The 16,733-nt window shown below is 64.2% G+C and carries 25 protein-coding genes; 15 read left to right on the top strand and 10 right to left on the bottom strand.

All coding sequences use genetic code 11. The annotated features are described in order from the left end of the window. Window positions 1–275 precede the first annotated feature (275 nt). Window positions 276–713, bottom strand: a complete 438-nt coding sequence (locus N2602_RS10305) for a VOC family protein (protein WP_260382566.1) — start codon at window positions 711–713, stop codon at window positions 276–278. A 236-nt stretch (window positions 714–949) separates the two neighbouring features. On the opposite strand from N2602_RS10305, the gene N2602_RS10300 reads away from it, so the two are divergent. Further along, the gene (locus tag N2602_RS10300; RefSeq protein WP_260382565.1) at window positions 950–1,597 is read left to right on the top strand and encodes a glutathione S-transferase family protein; all 648 of its coding nucleotides are present in this window, start codon (window positions 950–952) and stop codon (window positions 1,595–1,597) included. A 232-nt stretch (window positions 1,598–1,829) separates the two neighbouring features. Beyond that, window positions 1,830–2,525, top strand: coding sequence for a glutathione S-transferase family protein (locus N2602_RS10295; protein ID WP_260382564.1), 696 nt, complete (start codon window positions 1,830–1,832; stop codon window positions 2,523–2,525). Window positions 2,526–2,668: 143 nt separating this feature from the next. On the opposite strand, the gene N2602_RS10290 is transcribed toward N2602_RS10295, so the two are convergent. Beyond that, window positions 2,669–3,103: a hypothetical protein gene (locus N2602_RS10290; RefSeq protein ID WP_212254559.1), complete on the bottom strand. Its 435-nt coding sequence runs from the start codon at window positions 3,101–3,103 to the stop codon at window positions 2,669–2,671. A 486-nt stretch (window positions 3,104–3,589) separates the two neighbouring features. Here N2602_RS10290 and N2602_RS10285 point away from each other — a divergent pair, with 486 nt between their 5' ends. From N2602_RS10285 to N2602_RS10275, 3 genes are all read left to right on the top strand, one after another. Continuing rightward, window positions 3,590–3,973: a RidA family protein gene (locus N2602_RS10285; RefSeq protein ID WP_260382563.1), complete on the top strand. Its 384-nt coding sequence runs from the start codon at window positions 3,590–3,592 to the stop codon at window positions 3,971–3,973. 157 nt (window positions 3,974–4,130) lie between these two features. Next, the gene (locus N2602_RS10280; protein ID WP_260382562.1) at window positions 4,131–4,391 is read left to right on the top strand and encodes a hypothetical protein; all 261 of its coding nucleotides are present in this window, start codon (window positions 4,131–4,133) and stop codon (window positions 4,389–4,391) included. Between the two features lie 241 nt (window positions 4,392–4,632). After that, window positions 4,633–4,884 (top strand): hypothetical protein, encoded by a 252-nt coding sequence (locus tag N2602_RS10275; RefSeq protein ID WP_260382561.1) that lies wholly within the window; start codon window positions 4,633–4,635, stop codon window positions 4,882–4,884. Window positions 4,885–4,974: 90 nt separating this feature from the next. Here the strand turns inward: N2602_RS10275 and N2602_RS10270 are convergent, their stop codons facing one another. Beyond that, window positions 4,975–5,460, bottom strand: coding sequence for a J domain-containing protein (locus tag N2602_RS10270; protein ID WP_260382560.1), 486 nt, complete (start codon window positions 5,458–5,460; stop codon window positions 4,975–4,977). 111 nt (window positions 5,461–5,571) lie between these two features. Here N2602_RS10270 and N2602_RS10265 point away from each other — a divergent pair, with 111 nt between their 5' ends. From N2602_RS10265 to N2602_RS10255, 3 genes are all read left to right on the top strand, one after another. Next, complete coding sequence (locus N2602_RS10265; RefSeq protein WP_260382559.1) at window positions 5,572–6,339, top strand: SDR family NAD(P)-dependent oxidoreductase; 768 nt, start codon at window positions 5,572–5,574, stop codon at window positions 6,337–6,339. A gap of 176 nt (window positions 6,340–6,515) precedes the next feature. Then, window positions 6,516–6,764, top strand: coding sequence for a helix-turn-helix domain-containing protein (locus N2602_RS10260; protein WP_172786768.1), 249 nt, complete (start codon window positions 6,516–6,518; stop codon window positions 6,762–6,764). A gap of 173 nt (window positions 6,765–6,937) precedes the next feature. Then, window positions 6,938–7,435, top strand: coding sequence for a collagen-like protein (locus N2602_RS10255; RefSeq protein ID WP_212254557.1), 498 nt, complete (start codon window positions 6,938–6,940; stop codon window positions 7,433–7,435). Between the two features lie 7 nt (window positions 7,436–7,442). On the opposite strand, the gene N2602_RS10250 is transcribed toward N2602_RS10255, so the two are convergent. Continuing rightward, on the bottom strand, window positions 7,443–7,658 hold the full coding sequence (locus N2602_RS10250; RefSeq protein ID WP_172786770.1) for a hypothetical protein: 216 nt from the start codon (window positions 7,656–7,658) through the stop codon (window positions 7,443–7,445). A gap of 93 nt (window positions 7,659–7,751) precedes the next feature. Next, a complete protein-coding gene (locus N2602_RS10245) occupies window positions 7,752–8,021 on the bottom strand; it encodes a DUF2277 domain-containing protein (protein WP_172786771.1) in 270 nt (89 codons plus the stop codon). Window positions 8,022–8,146: 125 nt separating this feature from the next. On the opposite strand from N2602_RS10245, the gene N2602_RS10240 reads away from it, so the two are divergent. From N2602_RS10240 to N2602_RS10225, 4 genes are all read left to right on the top strand, one after another. Next, complete coding sequence (locus N2602_RS10240) at window positions 8,147–9,208, top strand: alpha/beta fold hydrolase (protein ID WP_260382558.1); 1,062 nt, start codon at window positions 8,147–8,149, stop codon at window positions 9,206–9,208. Window positions 9,209–9,226: 18 nt separating this feature from the next. Beyond that, window positions 9,227–9,568 (top strand): MmcQ/YjbR family DNA-binding protein, encoded by a 342-nt coding sequence (locus N2602_RS10235; RefSeq protein WP_260382557.1) that lies wholly within the window; start codon window positions 9,227–9,229, stop codon window positions 9,566–9,568. A gap of 126 nt (window positions 9,569–9,694) precedes the next feature. Beyond that, the gene (locus N2602_RS10230; RefSeq protein WP_172786774.1) at window positions 9,695–10,048 is read left to right on the top strand and encodes a hypothetical protein; all 354 of its coding nucleotides are present in this window, start codon (window positions 9,695–9,697) and stop codon (window positions 10,046–10,048) included. 78 nt (window positions 10,049–10,126) lie between these two features. Further along, entirely contained in the window at window positions 10,127–10,729 is a 603-nt protein-coding gene (locus tag N2602_RS10225) for an MSMEG_1061 family FMN-dependent PPOX-type flavoprotein (protein WP_172786775.1), read from the top strand. 123 nt (window positions 10,730–10,852) lie between these two features. Here the strand turns inward: N2602_RS10225 and bfr are convergent, their stop codons facing one another. The 3 genes from bfr to N2602_RS10210 form a co-directional block, all read right to left on the bottom strand. Then, window positions 10,853–11,341 carry a bacterioferritin gene (gene bfr, locus N2602_RS10220; RefSeq protein ID WP_172786776.1) on the bottom strand — a complete coding sequence of 163 codons (489 nt, stop codon included), beginning with the start codon at window positions 11,339–11,341 and terminating at the stop codon, window positions 10,853–10,855. Between the two features lie 132 nt (window positions 11,342–11,473). Continuing rightward, complete coding sequence (locus N2602_RS10215) at window positions 11,474–11,746, bottom strand: bacterioferritin-associated ferredoxin (RefSeq protein ID WP_260382556.1); 273 nt, start codon at window positions 11,744–11,746, stop codon at window positions 11,474–11,476. A 160-nt stretch (window positions 11,747–11,906) separates the two neighbouring features. Next, window positions 11,907–12,221 (bottom strand): hypothetical protein, encoded by a 315-nt coding sequence (locus tag N2602_RS10210; protein ID WP_260382555.1) that lies wholly within the window; start codon window positions 12,219–12,221, stop codon window positions 11,907–11,909. A gap of 125 nt (window positions 12,222–12,346) precedes the next feature. On the opposite strand from N2602_RS10210, the gene N2602_RS10205 reads away from it, so the two are divergent. Next, complete coding sequence (locus N2602_RS10205) at window positions 12,347–12,667, top strand: hypothetical protein (RefSeq protein WP_260382554.1); 321 nt, start codon at window positions 12,347–12,349, stop codon at window positions 12,665–12,667. A 211-nt stretch (window positions 12,668–12,878) separates the two neighbouring features. Continuing rightward, a complete protein-coding gene (locus N2602_RS10200) occupies window positions 12,879–13,160 on the top strand; it encodes a hypothetical protein (protein WP_260382553.1) in 282 nt (93 codons plus the stop codon). A gap of 182 nt (window positions 13,161–13,342) precedes the next feature. Here N2602_RS10200 and N2602_RS10195 read toward each other — a convergent pair whose 3' ends face one another. Together N2602_RS10195 and ettA are read right to left on the bottom strand one after the other, a co-directional pair. Further along, window positions 13,343–14,569, bottom strand: a complete 1,227-nt coding sequence (locus tag N2602_RS10195) for a lytic murein transglycosylase (RefSeq protein WP_260382552.1) — start codon at window positions 14,567–14,569, stop codon at window positions 13,343–13,345. Between the two features lie 7 nt (window positions 14,570–14,576). Continuing rightward, window positions 14,577–16,226: an energy-dependent translational throttle protein EttA gene (ettA, locus tag N2602_RS10190; RefSeq protein WP_172786782.1), complete on the bottom strand. Its 1,650-nt coding sequence runs from the start codon at window positions 16,224–16,226 to the stop codon at window positions 14,577–14,579. 235 nt (window positions 16,227–16,461) lie between these two features. On the opposite strand from ettA, the gene N2602_RS10185 reads away from it, so the two are divergent. Then, a complete protein-coding gene (locus N2602_RS10185) occupies window positions 16,462–16,677 on the top strand; it encodes a hypothetical protein (protein ID WP_260382551.1) in 216 nt (71 codons plus the stop codon). The last annotated feature ends 56 nt before the right edge of the window (window positions 16,678–16,733 follow it).

Below are 16,733 nucleotides of genomic sequence, written 5' to 3'. Positions count from 1 at the left end.
TTACGCCTTCGGCTAACCCACCCTACGAGAGCGCGCCACACCCACAGACCTCATCCTGAGGAGACCGCGCAGCGGTCGTCTCGAAGGATCGCCGCGGGCGAGATGAGGGCCTGCATGGTTCGAGACGGTGCTTCGCGCCTCCTCGCCACGAGGATCCAGCTTCGTAGGGTGGGCAAAGGCGCATCAGCGCCGTGCCCACGATTTCTCCATGAGTCCCGGCATTGCGTGGGCACGGCGCGAAGAGCGCCTTTGCCCATCCTACGGTACCGTCCCCCTCACCCCGCATACGCCCTGTCCAGATCCGCGATCACGAGCTTCCGCATCCCCATCATTGCCTGCATCACGCGGTTCGCTTTGGTGCGGTCGGGGTCGCCGAGATAGCGGCCGAGCGCCGTCGGGATGACCTGCCAGGACAGGCCGAATTTGTCCTTGAGCCAGCCGCACCTCGATTCCTCACCGCCGTCGGCGGTGAGACGGCTCCAGAAATAATCGACCTCGCCTTGCGTCTCGACGCTGATGAAGAACGACACCGCCTCGTTGAATCGGTATTGCGGCCCGCCATTGAGCGCGTGGAAGCGCTGGCCCTCCAGCTCGAACACCGCCATGAAGTCGCTGACGGTCTCGACCCTGGCGTTGGGAAACACCGATTTGTAGAACGCGACGGCCTCGGGGACGTTGTTGTCGAACCAGAGAAACGGCGTGATCGAGGTCATGAACTTGTATCCTTTCGGCTGGGGCTGGACGCTCGGAGGGGCGCCGCTGTCCCAAGGACGAGCGAGCGGGCGGCATTCCGACAGGGGAGCCCCCACTTTTTCCGCCCCGCAGGTGTCGTCCCGGCCTAGTGCGCAATTGCGCACGGGCGCCGGGACCCATAACCACAGGCCTAATTGTCGGAATCCCGACCGCCGGTTCGTCCTCTGAACACAGCACGCAACACCCGGAGCCCCCCATGCCCACCCTCACCGCCTTCGAAAACTCCCCCGATCGCGGCCGCGGGCAGGCGCGCGACATGCGGGTGCGCTGGGCGCTGGAAGAGGTCGGCCAGCCCTACGACGTTCGCCTCGTCTCGTTCGCCGCAATGAAGCAGCCGGCGCATCTTGCGCTGCATCCGTTCGGGCAGATCCCGACCTATGAGGACGGCGATCTCGCCCTGTTCGAGTCCGGCGCGATCGTGCTCCACATCGCCGAGCGCCATGACGGCTTGCTGCCGAAGGATGCCAACGCGCGCGCCCGCGCGATCGCATGGATGTTCGCCGCGCTGAGCACGGTGGAGCCGCCGATCGTCGAGCTCAGCATGGCCATGATGTTCGAGCGCGACAGGAGCTGGTACGCCGAGCGCCTGCCAGGCTTGCAGGAGCACGTGCGCATCAGGCTCGGCGAATTGTCCCGCCACATCAGTGCGGCCGACTGGCTCGACGGCGCCTTCAGCGCCGGTGATCTCATGATGGTGACGGTGCTGCGGCGGTTGAACTCGTCAGGCCTGCTCGACGAATACCCCGACATTGCCGCCTATGTCGCGCGCGGCGAGGCGCGGCCGGCGTTCAGGCGGGCGTTCGAGGCGCAATTGGCGGTGTTCAACGCGGCATCGCGTTCGTAATTCGTAGGGTGGGTTAGACGCGCGGCTGCGCGAAGCGCGGGCCGTGCGGCGTAACCCACCGCTTCTGTTTCGGCGGATACGAAGGTGGTGGGTTACGCCTTGCACCTTCGCGCGTTGAACGACTGCGCTCGTGAGCGGCTAACCCACCCTACGAGAGCTGTGCCAGGCCCAACCGTTGCGCCGGCCGCGACCCTCCTGCATTCTAGCCTCCACCACCCCAGAGGAGCCCGCCATGCTGACCCTCTACTCCTATCCGCAACTGTTCGGCGTCGCCGACAACAACGGCTACGGCCTCAAGGTCTACGCCTTCCTCAAACTCGCGGGCGTGCCGTTCGTGCATGAGCACGTCTTCGATGCGCCCGCCGCGCCGCGCGGGCAGCTGCCTTACGTCGTCGATGACGGCGAGACCATCGGCGACAGCGAGACCATCATCGCGCATGCGATCGCGAAATATCGCCTGACGATCGATGCCGGCTTGTCGACGGCGCAGCGCCGCACCAACCATTTCGTGACGCGCATGCTGGACGATCTCTACTGGGTGATGTCCTATTCGCGCTGGAAGGATGAGCGCTTCTATCCGGCGTTCCGCGACGCCTTCATCGCGCAGCATCCGCAGATCGACGCCGATGGCTTCGAGAAGGCCAAGGCCTACAACGCGCAGCGCTATCACTTCCAGGGCATCGGCCGCTACACGCCCGAGCAGGCCTATGCCCGGGGCCTCGCCGATCTGCAGGTGCTGGCGGAGATCGTGCCGGCGCAAGGCTTCGTGCACGGCGCGGCGCCGACGAGCGTTGATGCCGCCATCTACGGCTTCATCGCCAATATCTATTTCTTTCCGATCCCGACGCCGCTAAAGGCCTTTGTCGATGCGCACGCAAACCTCGTCGCGCATTGCGAGCGGATGCATGCGATGGTCGAAAAATCGTAGGGTGGGTTAGCTTCGGGCGGCGCGAAGCGCTGTCCGAAGCGTAACCCACCACTGTCGTCTCCGGAGACGCCGAAGAGGTGGGTTACGCCCCGCGGATTCGCTTCGCGCATCCGCAGGGCTAACCCACCCTACGGCACCTCGCTTTACCGCATCGTGATCGCAAGGCCGCTGAGATCCGCATTCGCCATCAGGCCGACCTGCGTGCCGGTCAGCTCCAGCACCGCGCCTTTTTGGTTGGTCAGCACGATGGCGCGGGCGCCGGCGCCGACGGCAAGGCCCGCGCCGGCGGCGCCGTAGACGCCGGCGACGTCCGAGGGCCGGTTGATGTTGCTGACGCGGCCGCGCAGCACGGTCTTGGATCCCCCGAACACGAGGCCATAGTCGATGCCGCCGGTGGAGAGCCCGTAAGAGCGGCCGCGGAAGTTCAGCACGCCGGAGCCGCCGGAGCCGCCGATGATCCAGCCGGCCTTGTAGATCGTCAGCGTCACGAAGCCGCTGTCGGCGCGCGCGGTCGTCGAGAGGCCAGCCAGCGCGGCGATGGCGACGCATGCGGCGCGGAAGGTGGATGCGAGCTTCATGGGGGTCTCCGGGGGCTTTTTTAGGGGAGGATTCGAATCAGACGGAGCGAATGTACCTGATCGATCGGGGCGGCAACATGATGGGACGGCAGTTTCCGCAAGTGCAGCGGCGGCGAGACTCGCGGAAGGTCCTCATGCCCCGTCATTGCGAGCGTAGCGAAGCAATCCAGAATCGCTCTGCGGAGGCAGTCTGGATTGCTTCGTCGCAAGAGCTCCTCGCAATGACGAGATGGATGGATACCGGCTCTTGCCGCCAGCAGGAAAAGGCGAACCACCAGCGATCGAAGGCACCATCGCCATCGTGCCATACTGCCCCTGTTTTGCCCGACGGAGCAAGCGGATACTTCCGCAATCCCGAATTTCGTAAAAACCCAACGTTCTCCGCACCATCCCTACTGTGCATGGGGTTGTTTTCGCATTTTTGTTTTGAGCAGCCCACGTCTTGCCGCTACGCTCATGCGTCCGCCCCCGTCCTGAGGTGATCCCATGTCGATCCAGCATTTCGCGCCCCCGCCGCACGTCAAGGCGCCGCCGCTGTCCTTTGCGACGCGCATCAGTGATCTCCTGTTCGTCTCCGGCATTCCCGGCTTCGATGTATCAGGCGCGCTGCCCGATGGCTTCGAGGCACAGTTCGCCAACGTCGTCGTCAACATCAAGCGCGTGCTGAACGAGGCCGGCGCCGGCATGCACGATCTCGTCAAGGTCAATGTGCTCCTGACCCGCGCCTCGGACGTTGCCGCCATGAACGCGCTCTATGCCGGCGCCTTCGGCCCGCCGCCGTACCCGGCGCGCACCACTTGCGTGGTGCACGCGCTGCCCGATCCGAAGATGCTGATCGAGATCGAGGCGGTCGCCTCATTGGCCAAGTAGGAGCGGATTGAGCTGCGTGTGGCCCATCGGGCACGCTGCCAAACCAAATGCTCGAGGCACGGCTGACATGTCCGTGAATGGCGGCTCGCCGGCTTGCAAAGGGCCTGCTTTTACCGCACGAATTTTTTCGGTCCCATGTCCCACAAGGAGATACTTCATGCGTCGCCTTCTCGCGCTTTGTGCCGTTGCCGGCATCGCCTCTTCCGTGTTCGCCGTGCCGGCCTCAGCGAAGGTCGGCTATTACGTGATCCGCTGGGACAACACCGGCATCTGCCAGGTCTGGAACGAGGACCTGCAGTACAAGCCGTTCCAGTTCGGGGTCTCGACCTACAAGGTCGTCAGCAAGCCGCTCCCGACCTTCCAGCTGGCCTCGGATCTGCAGATCAAGATGCGCACCGAGCGGAAGTGCACGCTCTGAGCTCTACGGCAAGAGATCGCATTCGAAGGGCGGGTCGCGCGGGCGATCCGCCCTTTTTCTTTGCGCTGGCCTGAAGCGTTTCCCCGGCCGAAATCGCGCAGGTCCAGCGCACATTGTTTGAACCTCCGCGGCCGGTGGAACTACTCACATCTTGTCCGGGGCGCATGCCAAGCGCGTCCCGCACCACCCCTCCCCGTCATTGTCGGGAGGCGCATCACATCATTCATTTGAGGAGCTGATCATGCGTCGTATTTCCATGCTGTGCACTGCCGCCGGTCTTGCCGTCACTGCGTTCGTCGCCGCGAGCCCGGCCGAAGCCAGCTATCATCTGATCCGTTGGCAGGACACCGGCTTCTGCCAGATCTGGGACGAGAGCATCCCGACCACGCCGTGGCCGGCCGGCTATCACCGCGCCAGCGCGAGCGTGCCGACCTTCCTCGACGCCCTCGCGGCGAAGGACGCCGCGCTCAAGAGCGGTAGCTGCACCTGGTAAAGTTTCGATCGGCGGACGAAGAGCCGGGCAAGGACGCCAACGTCCTTGCCCGGTTGTTTTTGTGTTGCGTGAACGCGAGCCGTGGCGCCCTTACGCGTCCTTGTGCGCGCCGGGATGGATCAGGATGTCGCGCGCGGCGGCGAGGTCGATGAAGGCTTCGGCGCTGCCGCCCTGGTCGGGATGCAGGCCCTTGGCGGCGCGGCGATAGGCCTGGTTGATGTCCTCGCAGGTGAGCTGCACCGCGAGCGGCAGGCCGAGCACCTTGCGGGCGCGATCCTCGCTGGAGAGCTTCTTCGGCGCAGCGTTGCGGCGGCCGAAGCGCGGTGCGGTCAGATCGTGCACGACATCGAGCACCACACCGAGACGACGCTGGGCCGCCAGCGTCACGCTGTGATCGTCATTGTCGACGGCCTGGCGCAGCACCGGCAGCGCCTGCTCGGCGGCCTGGCGCAGCGTGACGTCGCCGCTCATCCGCGCGATCTCGGCCACCAGCCGGCCGGCCTCGGCCCAATCCGGCGATTGCGCCGACCGCAGGCGTTCCAGAGCGAGTTTCCAGGAGTCGAGCCGTTCCATCATGCGCGCAACGTTTAGCAATCAAGATCAGTATGCCAAGGCCGCCGTTTCCGACCCCTTAATTTCGAGTTAGCTTTTCGTGAAACTTCGAAACGAAAACGGGAGGAATATGCCATGGCGTTGCTCGCGAACCACATTGCCGTCGTCACCGGCGCCGGTTCCGGAATCGGCCGGGCGATCGCCGCCGGCTATGCGCGGGAGGGCGCGCAGATCGTGCTGCTCGACGTCAACGCCGAGACGGTGGCGGAGGCGGCGCAGGAGATCCGAGCATCGGGCGGCAAGGCCGAGAGCTTTGCGCTCGACGTGACCAGGCGCGAGGATTGCTTTGCGCTGGCGAAGCAAGTCGCGGACAGGGTCGGGCAGGTCTCGATCCTCGTCAACAATGCCGGCATCACCCGCCGCAACGCCTTCACCGCGGAGACCGAGACGGTGGCGAAGGACTGGAACGACATCATCTCGCTCAACCTCAACGGCGTCTTCAACATGACGCAGGCGTTCCTCGCGCCGTTGCGCGCGAGCAAAGGCCGCATCGTCAATATCGGCTCGATCCAGTCCTTCGTGCATCTGCGCACGCCGAGCTCGGCGGCCTACACCACCTCGAAGCACGGCGTGCTCGGCTTCACCAAGGCGCTCGCGGTCGAGCTCGGCAAGGACGGCGTGCGCGTCAACGCGATCGGGCCCGGCTTCATCGAGACCAACATCAACGTCCATGTGCGTGCGACAAATCCGGCGCTGGTGCAGGCCTTCGTCGATCACACCCCGCTGGCGCGCACCGGCAAGCCCGAGGACATCGTGGGGCCTGCGGTGTTCCTCGCCTCCGATCTGTCGGCCTTTGTCACCGGTAGCATCGTGATGGTAGACGGCGGCTACCGAACGGTGTGAGGCGCGAGACCCGCCAATCGCGGCGGCTTCGCGGCATTCCCAAGATCAATTCGGTACAGACCTCCCAATTAACCCTTCATTAACCAAACCAGACCACCGTAGATTCACGGCTTGGGGTCGTTGGTTCTCGATCCGCTTCCGACGATGGAAGCGGGCGTTGATCGGGAGGTGTGTTGATGACCACTGTTCATGTCGCCGCGTCCGAGCCGGACGCACAATTCTTTGCTCCGAACCAGATCGTTCCGCTTCTTATCGGCGCCACCGTCGACGAGGTCGAGCGTGAGCTCGTGCTGCAGACGCTGGCGCGCTGTGACGGCAACCGCACGCGGGCCTCGCGCGTGCTCGGCCTTTCGGTGCGCACGCTGCGCAACAAGATCAAGCTATATGCCGCCTCTGGCATCGACGTGCCTGCCCATCAGGACTAGCGCGCGACTTTAGTCCACCCGCGACGACGCGCTGCGCAGCCGCGCGCGATCGATGACACGGCTGGTTGCTCCGTTGGATTGATGTTGATCAAGCCGGGCACGATGCGCGGGCAGAATTGCTGCTGTCGTCAAACGCCGCTAAGTAGCTTGCTTCGGGTGAAGGGAGCAATGGCGTGGCAGACGACCAGGGACGACGGCCGGGGCCTCAGGGTCCTCGTGGGCGGCAAGGCGAGCCGGGACGACCGGGGCCACAAGGTCATCCGGGCCGGCGCGGCCCCGACGGCGCGCGCGGCAAGCCCGGGCCGCAGGGCAAGCCGGGCCCGGTCGGAAAGGCCGGACCGCAAGGAAAGCAGGGCGAAGCCGGTCCGCGTGGGCCGGCCGGCGCGCTGGGACCTGTCGGACCGCAGGGGCCGGCGGGGCCGCAAGGCCCGCGCGGCGAGCCGGGTCCGCCCGGCCAATTGCCCTCGATCGAGCAGGTGCTGCCGTGGCTCGACCAGCTCTTCGACGCCTGGGACGAGCGCCGCCGCCAACGCGAGCGCGAAGCCGCTGAGCGCGAAGCGCTCGAAGCCGCCGTCCAGGAGACCGACGAGGCAATCGTCGACGACGAGGGCGACGACGGCGACGATCACAAGAAGAAAAAGAAGAAGAAGAAGCAGGGCCAGAAGAGTTAGCCCCAGTCTATTTGGGCTGATCCTCGCGCCGCGGCAGCATGCCCATGCGCTCGAACTGCCAGCGCATGGCGCGATACCAGAGATAGCCGACCGCCGCGCCGCACAGGGCGAGGATGACCACATTCGCGCTGGAGAACGAGCCGCTCCACCACATCATCCACGCGGTCCACAGCAGCGTGAAGACGATGGCACCTGCTTTCAAGGGAAGAAGGGGGCGGCTCATGTCGTGCTCCGGGCGATCAAAACCCCGGCCGCCACCTTCGCAAGCCGAGGCAGCAGATACCGTGAGGCAGATCACGGAGCACGCTGCCTGAGCTCACGTACCGAAGCGCAGCCGCGAGCGCTCTTTGGCCTTTTCCGCCTCAACCTCGCGGTCGCGCGCCGGCGCATGGGTATGCAGTGAAGTCAGGAGTTTTCGCGCGGCCTCGGAGACCTCGGCCACCGCACGCTCGAACGCCGCCTCGTTGGCCTGAGACGGCCTGTTGAAACCCGACAGCTTTCGCACGAATTGCAGCGCGCTGGCGTGGATCTCATCCTCGGTCGCCGGGGGCTCGAAGTTGAACAGCGTCTTGATATTGCGGCACATGCACTTTCTCCGGATATTTCCTCGAGGACGGTTGGCGGAGGGGAAATCCTACATCGTTCCCGCATTTGTGCTAGGTTCCGCCGCAAAAGCGGCCGCCGGACACGAGCCGCACGGGGGAGAGGAACATGAGAGCTTCTTGCGTCGCGCTGTCGGCCATCCTGCTATCGATCTCGACGTCAGGATGGGCAGCCGACTATCCGCCACCGAAGCAGGGCGACTGGATCGCCCGGGATTTCAAGTTCCACACCGGCGAGACCATGCCGGAACTGAAGCTGCACTACACCACGGTCGGCGAACCCTCGGGCCAGCCCGTGCTGGTGCTGCACGGCACAGGCGGGTCGGGCGCGAGCATGTTGACGCCTTCCTTTGCCGGCGAGCTGTTCGGCCCGGGGCAGCCGCTCGACGCCGCCAAATATTACATCATCATTCCCGACAATGTCGGCCACGGCAAATCGTCGAAGCCCTCCGACGGCATGAAGACGAGCTTTCCGAAATACAATTACGAGGACATGGTCGAGGCGCAATATCGCCTGGTGACGGAAGGCCTCGGCGTCAAGCATCTGCGGCTCGTGATCGGCAATTCGATGGGCGGCATGCACACCTGGCTGTGGGGCGAGAAATATCCGAAGGCGATGGACGCGCTGATCCCGATGGCCTCGCAGCCGACCGAGATGGCATCGCGCAACTGGATGATGCGGCGGATCATGCTCGACACCATCCGCAACGATCCCGACTACAATGGCGGCAATTACACCGGCCAGCCGCGCATGATGAAATATGCCATCACCGCCTACGGCATTGCCAGCATCGGCGGGACGCTCGCCTATCAATCGCAGGCGCCGACCGCGGCGAAGGCCGACAAGATCGTCGATGACCGGCTCGCGACGCCGATCACGGCGGACGCCAACGACTTCGTCTATCAATGGGAATCCTCGCACGACTACAATGCGAGCGAGAAGCTGGAGGCGATCGAGGCCCCGCTGCTGCTGATCAATTCGGCCGACGACGAGCGCAACCCGCCCGAGACCGGCCTCACGGACGCTGCCATGAAGCGGGTCAAGAACGGCCGCCTCCATTTGATCCCGGCGAGCGCCGAGACGCGCGGCCACGGCACCACCGGCAATGCAAAGTTCTACAGCGAGCAGGTCAGGCAATTGCTACAGACCGCGCCGCAGCGGACGATGTAGGAGCGGCAGCCAGACGATATGTCGAAAGCCCGCTTTCGTAAGGCTGCACTCGCACTTCCCGGTGTTATCGAGGGCGCGCATCACGGCCATGCCGACTTCCGCGTCGGCAAGCGCGTGTTCGCGACGATAGGCTATCCCGATGACACATGGGGTATGGTGAAGCTGACGCCGGACCAGCAGGCCATGCTCATCGATGCGGAGCCGGCGATGTTTCGCCCGGTGCCCGGCGCCTGGGGCAAGAACGGCAACACGAATGTGAAGCTGGCGAAGGTCGATCAGGTGACGCTGCAAAGCGCGCTCAATATGGCCTGGCGCAATGTGGCGCCAAAATCGCTGCTCGCCTCGATCGAGACGCCATAGCGAAGATCATGCCGCAACGCATCATGCGCCGCGCCTCTCGCGCGCATATTATTTGAGCATGCAATGCGCTGTCAGCTCGGGCTTAATCGTATCAACGATACGAATCGGAATGCGGCGGAGGATCGCATGCGAAGGCTCGCACTGTGCGTTTGGCTGATCGCGATGACGGCGCTGACGAGCGCTGCGTTCGCGTTCGACAACGGGCAATATGATCACGTCCCGCCCGACATCCGCGCCTGGTTCAAGAGCGTGATCGCGCCGAACGGCGTGCCCTGCTGCGACATCTCCGACGGCCATCGCACCGACTACGACGTGCGCGCGGGCAGCTATTGGGTGCCGATCGAAGGGCAATGGATGGAAGTTCCCGAACGCGCCATCATCCGCGACCAGGGCAATCCGGTCGGCCAGGCCGTGGTGTGGTACGTCCACCACCGCGGGGCCATCATCATCAGCTGCTTCGTGCCGGCGGATGCGGTGTAGCGCGCCTTGATGAATTCCATTGGCTGGAGATGGCCCGATCGGGTAGCCTAGAGCCAAGCTTGAAGCGGAGGCACGCCGTTGACCGATCTTAGCGCCGAAGACCTCGCCACCATCTATGCCAAGCCGAGCCCGCGCGTGATCGCGAAGGCACGGCCCGCGATCGACGCGCATGCGAAGAAGTTCATCGAGATGTCGCCGTTCTGCGTCCTCGCGACATCGGGCGTGGACGGCAGCGTCGACGCTTCTCCGCGCGGCGGCGGCATCGGCTTCGTCCGCGTCGCCGGCCCCAACCAGCTGCTGATGCCCGACCGCTCCGGCAACAACCGCATCGACAGTTTTCGCAACGTGGTCGAAGGCTCAGGCTTCGTGCATTTGCTGTTCTTCGTTCCGGGCATCGACGAGACGCTACGCGTCGGCGGACGCGGCACGCTGTCGGCCGACCAGGATCTGCTCGCCTCGATGGAGGAATTCGGCAAGCCGCCGCGCGCGGTGCTGAACGTCGCCGTGAGCGAAGTCTATTTTCACTGCGGCAAGGCGCTGATGCGCTCGAAGCTGTGGTCGTCGGAGAAGGTGCCGCGCTCGGTGATGCCGAGCATCGTCACGGTCGTTCACGAGCAGACCGGCCTCGGCGAGCCCGCGAGCCAGGAGGCCGTGGAAGAGCTCTACAAGACGCAGCTGTAGGCCGCACGGCATCACAGCGTCGTCCCAGCCTCGCGCCACACTCCTCCCTGGGGTTATGGGTCCCCGCTTTCGCGGGGACGACATGGGAGTGTGTCGCGACGGCGTCTGTCGCGGCGTTAGCGCTTAATGCCCGTCGCCTTCCAGCCCGCCGACATGCTTCTGGGTGTAGAGTTCGAGGCCGATGCGGCCGATCAAATCGAGCTGGGTTTCGAGGAAGTCGATGTGATGCTCCTCGTCGCTCATCAGCTTCTCGAACAGGTCGCGTGTGACATAGTCCTTGACGCTGTGGCAGTAGGTCGCCGCTTCCTGATAGAGCGCCCGCGCGCTCATCTCGGCGGCGAGATCGCACTCGATGATCTCCTTGACGTTCTGGCCGATGCGCAGGGGGTCGAGCACCTGCATGTTCGGAAAGCCGTCGAAGAACAGGATACGCTCGGTGAGCTTGTCGGCGTGCTCCATCTCCTCGATGGACTCCTTGCGCCAGACCTTGGCCATGTCCAGCAGGCCCCAATTGTCGAGGAAGCGGTAATGCAGCCAGTACTGATTGATCGCAGTCAGCTCATGACGCAGCGCCTTGTTGAGATATTCGATGACCTTTGCGTCGCCCTGCATGGTTCACTCCAGCTCTTGCAATCCAAATCGGCCCTAACCGAGTTTAGAACGCTTCTAAATCACTTTGCGAACGAGGGCAACCGGCTGCGGGAACGCAGCCGGGGAAAAGCTCAGCCGGGGTTGCGGAAGTTTTCAGCAGGCCGCGAGCGCAAACTCGGCGGGCTCGGCGGTCTCGTCGTTGGCGGTCACGGTGTGGCTATGCGGACAGCCGGCGCAGCAGGACTGCGCGCAAGGGCCGAGCGCTTCGTCGATGATGGTCTTGATCGTCCGTGCGCAGCGGCCGCATTCGGCGCTACAGCCGAGACACCCATAGACCTGTTTGGCATGGCGCACGGCATCGTCGGACTCGGCGACGGCGGCGCGGATATCGTCATCGCTCAGCACGTTACAGGAACAAACGATCATGGAAGCGGCAGGCCCTTCGGTGATGCGCCATCATCGATATTTAACAGGCCGGCCGGATGCAAAAGGAAAAACCGGTATTTGAAGCTATTCCAAACTGGCCTGATCAAAGCCTAGAACGGCTCTAAAATAAGCTGTTGCGCTGGATCAAGATTGGGCCGGACTAGTCGCCGCCACCGCCTCCTCCACCGTCGCCACCGCCTCCGCAGTCGCCGCCGCTGCTGCTGCCGCTATCGCTGCTCGAACAGCTGCCGCCGTCGCTCGAGCTCCCCGAACTGCCGCCGGAGAACCAGCTTCCCAGCGAGAAGCCGTCACTCGTCCCGGAATAGCTGCTGTCCCCGCCGCCACTCCCGCGGTCGCTGCCTGCGGTGGCGCGGGAGCGCCGTGCGCGGTTCTGGAGATGTGCGATCCAGCCGTAGCCGATCGCGAAAACGATCCCGGCCGCAATCAAGGCATTGACCATCGCGTTGCCCATCATCGTCTCCCAGTGGGGCCCATATTAGTTGGTCGTCTCCGGCAAAGGTGCCGTTCATTGATCATTTCAGCGAAATATGGAACCTTGCGGCCCAAAGGTTCCCGTGTGTTGGTCTGAAAGGTCAAGCAATGAAGAAGTCGCTCCTGGCGGTCGCTGCCGTCGCCACCCTGGCCCTGACGGCCGGATCGCCGGCCCATGGCCAGCGCGGCGTCGCCGCAGGCGTGGCAGCCGGGATCATCGGCGGCGCCATTGTCGGCGGTGCATTGGCTTCTCCGTATTATTACGGACCCGGCTATGGCTACTATCAGCCGGGCTACTACCCGCCGCGCTACTACGCCCCTGGTCCAGGCTATGTGGCCGACGACTATTACGGCGGCTGCGTCTGGCAGAAGCAGCGCTTCTGGGATGGCTATGCCTGGCGCGTCCGTCGCGTCCGAGTCTGCGGCTGAGGCACGCCAAGCCGGTTGACTACGGAGTTGCCGTTCATCTCGGGGCCTGAAAAAGACCGCTTTTTCTCGTCACAGGTCCGTGTGCGTTTACCGTGGATTGACCATTTGCGCGCTTCCTAGCTGCAAGGCCAATTCCATCAGAGTGTGCGTGAACCTTTGAAACCCGGGCGCCTCTAACAGGAGGAACCCATCTCCCAGGAGAGCCAAGAGCATGAACAAGACTTTAGTTGCCGTCCTCACGGTCGCGACGGTCGCCGGTTCGCTGGTGACCGCCGCTCCGTCCGCCAAAGCCGGTGACAACGTCGGCGCCGGCATCGCGGCCGGCCTGATCGGCGGCGCGATCGTCGGCGGCGCCATCGCGTCGAGCCGTCCCGCCTATGGCGGCCCGGTTTACATCGCCGAGCCCCCGCCGCCCGCGCCCTGCTACTGGCGCCGCGAGCGCTATTGGGACGGCTACGGCTGGGTCAGCCGCCCGGTTCGCGTCTGCTACTGATCTGATCGCAACGCGCTCATGAGCGCGGCGATCGAAGCCCGGCCGAGCACCTCGGCCGGGCTTTTTCTTTGGTGAGACACTAAAGCGCGATGAGATTTGGACGAATCGTCATCGCGCTTTAGGTCTTTGTTTGAGCATGATCTTTTCGGAAAAACCGCTTCACACTTTTTCCGGATCATGCTCTACCGCGCCGCCTGGATCGAACGCAGCACCTCTTCACTCGGCCAGCAATCGACTTTGAGTCCCGCCGACTTCTGATAGGCGCCGAGCGCGGCGCGCGTCTGCATACCGGCCTTGCCGTCGATCTTGTCCTTGTAGAGCCCGATGCGCGTCAGCCCGCGCTGCATGGTCTCGACGTCCTTGGTGCGCAACTGCTTCGAAGCCGACCAGGGCGTTGCGAAGGGCAGCGGGCTCGTCATGCGGTCGCTGAGATGGCCGACGAACAGCACGTAGAGATCGGAGAAATTGTATTCCTTGATGACGAAGTAGTTCTTCGTGGTCAGGAACGACGGCCCGTAGATGCCTTCGGGCTGGAGCAGCGAGGCCGGCTGCGCCTGCTCGGCCGCGCTGAGCTTTTGGCCGCGCACCGAGACAAAACCCTCGCGCAGCCATTGGGCGATCGGCTTGGTTACCTCCGGCACGCCCGTCGTGCAATCGACCTTGGCCGGGGCCTGCACCTCGTAGGCCCAACGCAGGCCGCTCTGCCAGCCCTTGTTGACGAGCTGCTGCGCGGCCGAGGCCAGCGCATCCGGCACGGAGTGCCAGATGTCGATGCGGCCATCGCCGTCGAAATCGACGCCATGCTTGTAATATTCGGACGGCAGGAATTGCGTGAGCCCGGTGGCACCCGCCCAGGACGAGCGCATGTCCTTGCGCGTCACCACGCCTTCGCCGAGGATCTTCAGCGCCAGGATGAACTCGTTGCGATACTGATCCTTGCGCCGGCCGACATAGGCCTGCGTCGCCAGCACGCGAACCAGATCATAGGGCAGCGTGTAGCGGCCGTAATCGGTCTCTCGGCCCCAGATCGCCAGCATGACGGTCGCGGGCACGCCGGAGCTCTTCTCGATCTCGGTCAGCGCCGCGCGATATTTCTGCAGCAGCCGTTGGCCCTCGCCGGCCAGCCGCGCAATCGAAGCTTCCTTGACGTAGTCCGCCGGCACCTGCACGAACTCGGCCTGCGACGGCGCGCCGGTTGCCGGCCGTCCCGGCAAGAGCAGATCGGGCAGCTTGTAATCGGGCTCCAGCCCGCGCGTCTGCGCGTCGAACGTTGCGCGCGAGACGCCGGCCTGTTGGGCTTCCGGCCACAGCGAGGCGATGAACTGCGTGAAGGCGGCGTCAGCGGCGCGGGCGGGCGACCAAGCGCAGGTGATGACGATCACCGCAGCGATGAGCGCCCGCCGCATCATGCCGCCATCACCGCGTCAGCTTCTTGTACTTCACGCGGTGCGGGATGATGCTGTCCTGGCCGAGCCGGCGCATCTTGTCCTTCTCGTAATCCTGGAAATTACCTTCGAACCATTCGACATGGCTCTCGCCCTCGAAGGCGAGGATGTGCGTCGCGATGCGGTCGAGGAACCAGCGATCGTGGCTGATGATGACGGCGCAACCGGCAAAGTCCTCCAGCGCCTCTTCGAGCGCGCGTAGCGTGTCGACGTCGAGGTCGTTGGTCGGCTCGTCGAGCAGCAGGACGTTGGCGCCGGACTTCAGCATTTTTGCCAGATGCACGCGGTTGCGTTCACCGCCCGAGAGCGCGCCGACCTTCTTCTGCTGGTCCGCGCCCTTGAAGTTGAACGACGAGCAATAGCCGCGCGAATTGACTTCCTTTTTGCCGAGCAGGATCAATTCGTTGCCGCCGGAGATCTCCTCCCACACGGTCTTCTTGCCGTCGAGCGCGTCGCGCGACTGGTCGACGTAACCGAGATGCACGGTCTCGCCGACCGTGATCGAGCCCTTGTCCGGCTGTTCCTGCTTGGTGATCATCTTGAACAGCGTGGTCTTGCCGGCGCCGTTGGCACCGATCACGCCGACGATGCCGCCGGGCGGCAGCTTGAAGGTGAGATCGTCGATCAACAGGCGATCGCCATAGCCTTTGCTGAGACCTTCGAAGTCGACCACGTTGGCGCCGAGCCGCTCAGCGACAGGGATGATGATCTGCGCGGTCTGAGTCTGTTTCTCGCTGGCCTGCTTGAGCAGTTCCTCATAACGCTGGTAGCGCGCCTTGGATTTGGCCTGGCGTGCCTTGGGCGAAGACGCCACCCATTCCTGCTCGCGCGCGAGCGTCTTCTGGTGCGCGGCGTCCTCGCGTCCCTCCTGCTCCAGACGCTTCTGCTTCTGCACCAGCCAGGACGAGTAATTGCCTTCGTACGGGATGCCGCGGCCGCGATCGAGCTCGAGGATCCAGCCGGTGACGTTGTCGAGGAAGTAGCGGTCGTGGGTGACGATCAGGATCGCGCCGGGATAGTTGCGCAGGTGCCCTTCCAGCCACGACACGGATTCCGCGTCGAGATGGTTGGTCGGCTCGTCCAGCAGCAAGAGCTCGGGCTGGTCGAGCAGCAGGCGGCACAGCGCGACGCGGCGACGCTCACCGCCTGAGAGCTTGGTCACGTCGGCGTCGTCGGGCGGACAGCGCAGCGCGTCCATGGCCTGGTCGACCTTGCTGTCGAGATCCCACAGGCCCTGAGCCTCGATCTCGTCCTGCAGCTTGGTCATCTCATCGGCGGTCTCGTCCGAATAGTTGACCGCGAGCTCGTTGTAGCGGTCGAGGATCGCCTTCTGCTTGGCGACGCCTTGCATCACGTTCTCGCGCACGGTCAGCTTGGGATCGAGCTGCGGCTCCTGCTCCAGATAGCCGACGCGGGCACCCTCGGCGACCCAGGCCTCGCCGGTATATTCCTTGTCGAGACCGGCCATGATCTTGAGCAGCGTCGACTTACCCGAGCCGTTGACGCCGAGCACGCCGATCTTGGCGTCCGGGTAGAAGCTCAGATGGATGTTATCGAGCACCTTCCGGGTCGGGTAGCTCTTGGTCAGGCCCTGCATGAAATAGATGAACTGGCGCGCCATTGGTCCCGTAAAACCTTCGATTTGAGGAAATTTGCTTCGCCAGCGATGTAACGATCCCGCCCTCAAAGGGCAACGTTTTCCCTCCGTTCACCACGGATGAATACGGGACGGACACCATCCGGACGCAGATCCGGACAATTGAAACCATTTTTTAATAAAGCAGGCCAAAGCTCGGTTTCGCGCGGAAACAGCGCCACCCGCTCAGAACGAATGGGGAGCACAGCGAGGCCGCATCATGGCTCTGATCGAGACCAATTCTCTTCCCGTTCCGGCAGGAGCCGGGCGCACTTTCGGGTTCGCCTCGGAGATCAAGGCCTTCTGGAAGCGCTTCTTCGCCACCGCCTTCAATCCCTACCGGCCCGAACTGCATTACATGCGCGGCCCCGGCCCCGCCTGGCGCGCCAAGCACGGCCTGGATGCGCCGTTCCGCTTGAAGCCCCGCGACGTCTGAGAGACGACCTCCTATCGGACTTTTGAAGCCGCAGGCTGCTTGCGCGCTGGCGCGAT

The sequence above is a fragment of the Bradyrhizobium sp. NC92 genome (assembly GCF_025200865.1).
In the GTDB taxonomy this organism is placed as follows: domain Bacteria; phylum Pseudomonadota; class Alphaproteobacteria; order Rhizobiales; family Xanthobacteraceae; genus Bradyrhizobium.
The sequence above is the reverse complement of the archived record's forward strand: the minus strand, read 5'-3'. Positions and strand labels throughout refer to the sequence as shown.

Excerpts from the sequence above, each read along its gene's own strand:
- N2602_RS10305 (WP_260382566.1), bottom strand. The coding sequence starts at position 713 with ATGACCTCGATCACGCCGTTTCTCTGGTTCGACAACAACGTCCCCGAG.
- N2602_RS10300 (WP_260382565.1), top strand. The coding sequence starts at position 950 with ATGCCCACCCTCACCGCCTTCGAAAACTCCCCCGATCGCGGCCGCGGG.
- N2602_RS10295 (WP_260382564.1), top strand. The coding sequence starts at position 1,830 with ATGCTGACCCTCTACTCCTATCCGCAACTGTTCGGCGTCGCCGACAAC.
- N2602_RS10290 (WP_212254559.1), bottom strand. The coding sequence starts at position 3,103 with ATGAAGCTCGCATCCACCTTCCGCGCCGCATGCGTCGCCATCGCCGCG.
- N2602_RS10285 (WP_260382563.1), top strand. The coding sequence starts at position 3,590 with ATGTCGATCCAGCATTTCGCGCCCCCGCCGCACGTCAAGGCGCCGCCG.
- N2602_RS10280 (WP_260382562.1), top strand. The coding sequence starts at position 4,131 with ATGCGTCGCCTTCTCGCGCTTTGTGCCGTTGCCGGCATCGCCTCTTCC.
- N2602_RS10275 (WP_260382561.1), top strand. The coding sequence starts at position 4,633 with ATGCGTCGTATTTCCATGCTGTGCACTGCCGCCGGTCTTGCCGTCACT.
- N2602_RS10270 (WP_260382560.1), bottom strand. The coding sequence starts at position 5,460 with ATGATGGAACGGCTCGACTCCTGGAAACTCGCTCTGGAACGCCTGCGG.
- N2602_RS10265 (WP_260382559.1), top strand. The coding sequence starts at position 5,572 with ATGGCGTTGCTCGCGAACCACATTGCCGTCGTCACCGGCGCCGGTTCC.
- N2602_RS10260 (WP_172786768.1), top strand. The coding sequence starts at position 6,516 with ATGACCACTGTTCATGTCGCCGCGTCCGAGCCGGACGCACAATTCTTT.
- N2602_RS10250 (WP_172786770.1), bottom strand. The coding sequence starts at position 7,658 with ATGAGCCGCCCCCTTCTTCCCTTGAAAGCAGGTGCCATCGTCTTCACG.
- N2602_RS10245 (WP_172786771.1), bottom strand. The coding sequence starts at position 8,021 with ATGTGCCGCAATATCAAGACGCTGTTCAACTTCGAGCCCCCGGCGACC.
- N2602_RS10240 (WP_260382558.1), top strand. The coding sequence starts at position 8,147 with ATGAGAGCTTCTTGCGTCGCGCTGTCGGCCATCCTGCTATCGATCTCG.
- N2602_RS10235 (WP_260382557.1), top strand. The coding sequence starts at position 9,227 with ATGTCGAAAGCCCGCTTTCGTAAGGCTGCACTCGCACTTCCCGGTGTT.
- N2602_RS10230 (WP_172786774.1), top strand. The coding sequence starts at position 9,695 with ATGCGAAGGCTCGCACTGTGCGTTTGGCTGATCGCGATGACGGCGCTG.
- bfr (WP_172786776.1), bottom strand. The coding sequence starts at position 11,341 with ATGCAGGGCGACGCAAAGGTCATCGAATATCTCAACAAGGCGCTGCGT.
- N2602_RS10215 (WP_260382556.1), bottom strand. The coding sequence starts at position 11,746 with ATGATCGTTTGTTCCTGTAACGTGCTGAGCGATGACGATATCCGCGCC.
- N2602_RS10210 (WP_260382555.1), bottom strand. The coding sequence starts at position 12,221 with ATGATGGGCAACGCGATGGTCAATGCCTTGATTGCGGCCGGGATCGTT.
- N2602_RS10205 (WP_260382554.1), top strand. The coding sequence starts at position 12,347 with ATGAAGAAGTCGCTCCTGGCGGTCGCTGCCGTCGCCACCCTGGCCCTG.
- N2602_RS10200 (WP_260382553.1), top strand. The coding sequence starts at position 12,879 with ATGAACAAGACTTTAGTTGCCGTCCTCACGGTCGCGACGGTCGCCGGT.
- N2602_RS10195 (WP_260382552.1), bottom strand. The coding sequence starts at position 14,569 with ATGATGCGGCGGGCGCTCATCGCTGCGGTGATCGTCATCACCTGCGCT.
- ettA (WP_172786782.1), bottom strand. The coding sequence starts at position 16,226 with ATGGCGCGCCAGTTCATCTATTTCATGCAGGGCCTGACCAAGAGCTAC.
- N2602_RS10185 (WP_260382551.1), top strand. The coding sequence starts at position 16,462 with ATGGCTCTGATCGAGACCAATTCTCTTCCCGTTCCGGCAGGAGCCGGG.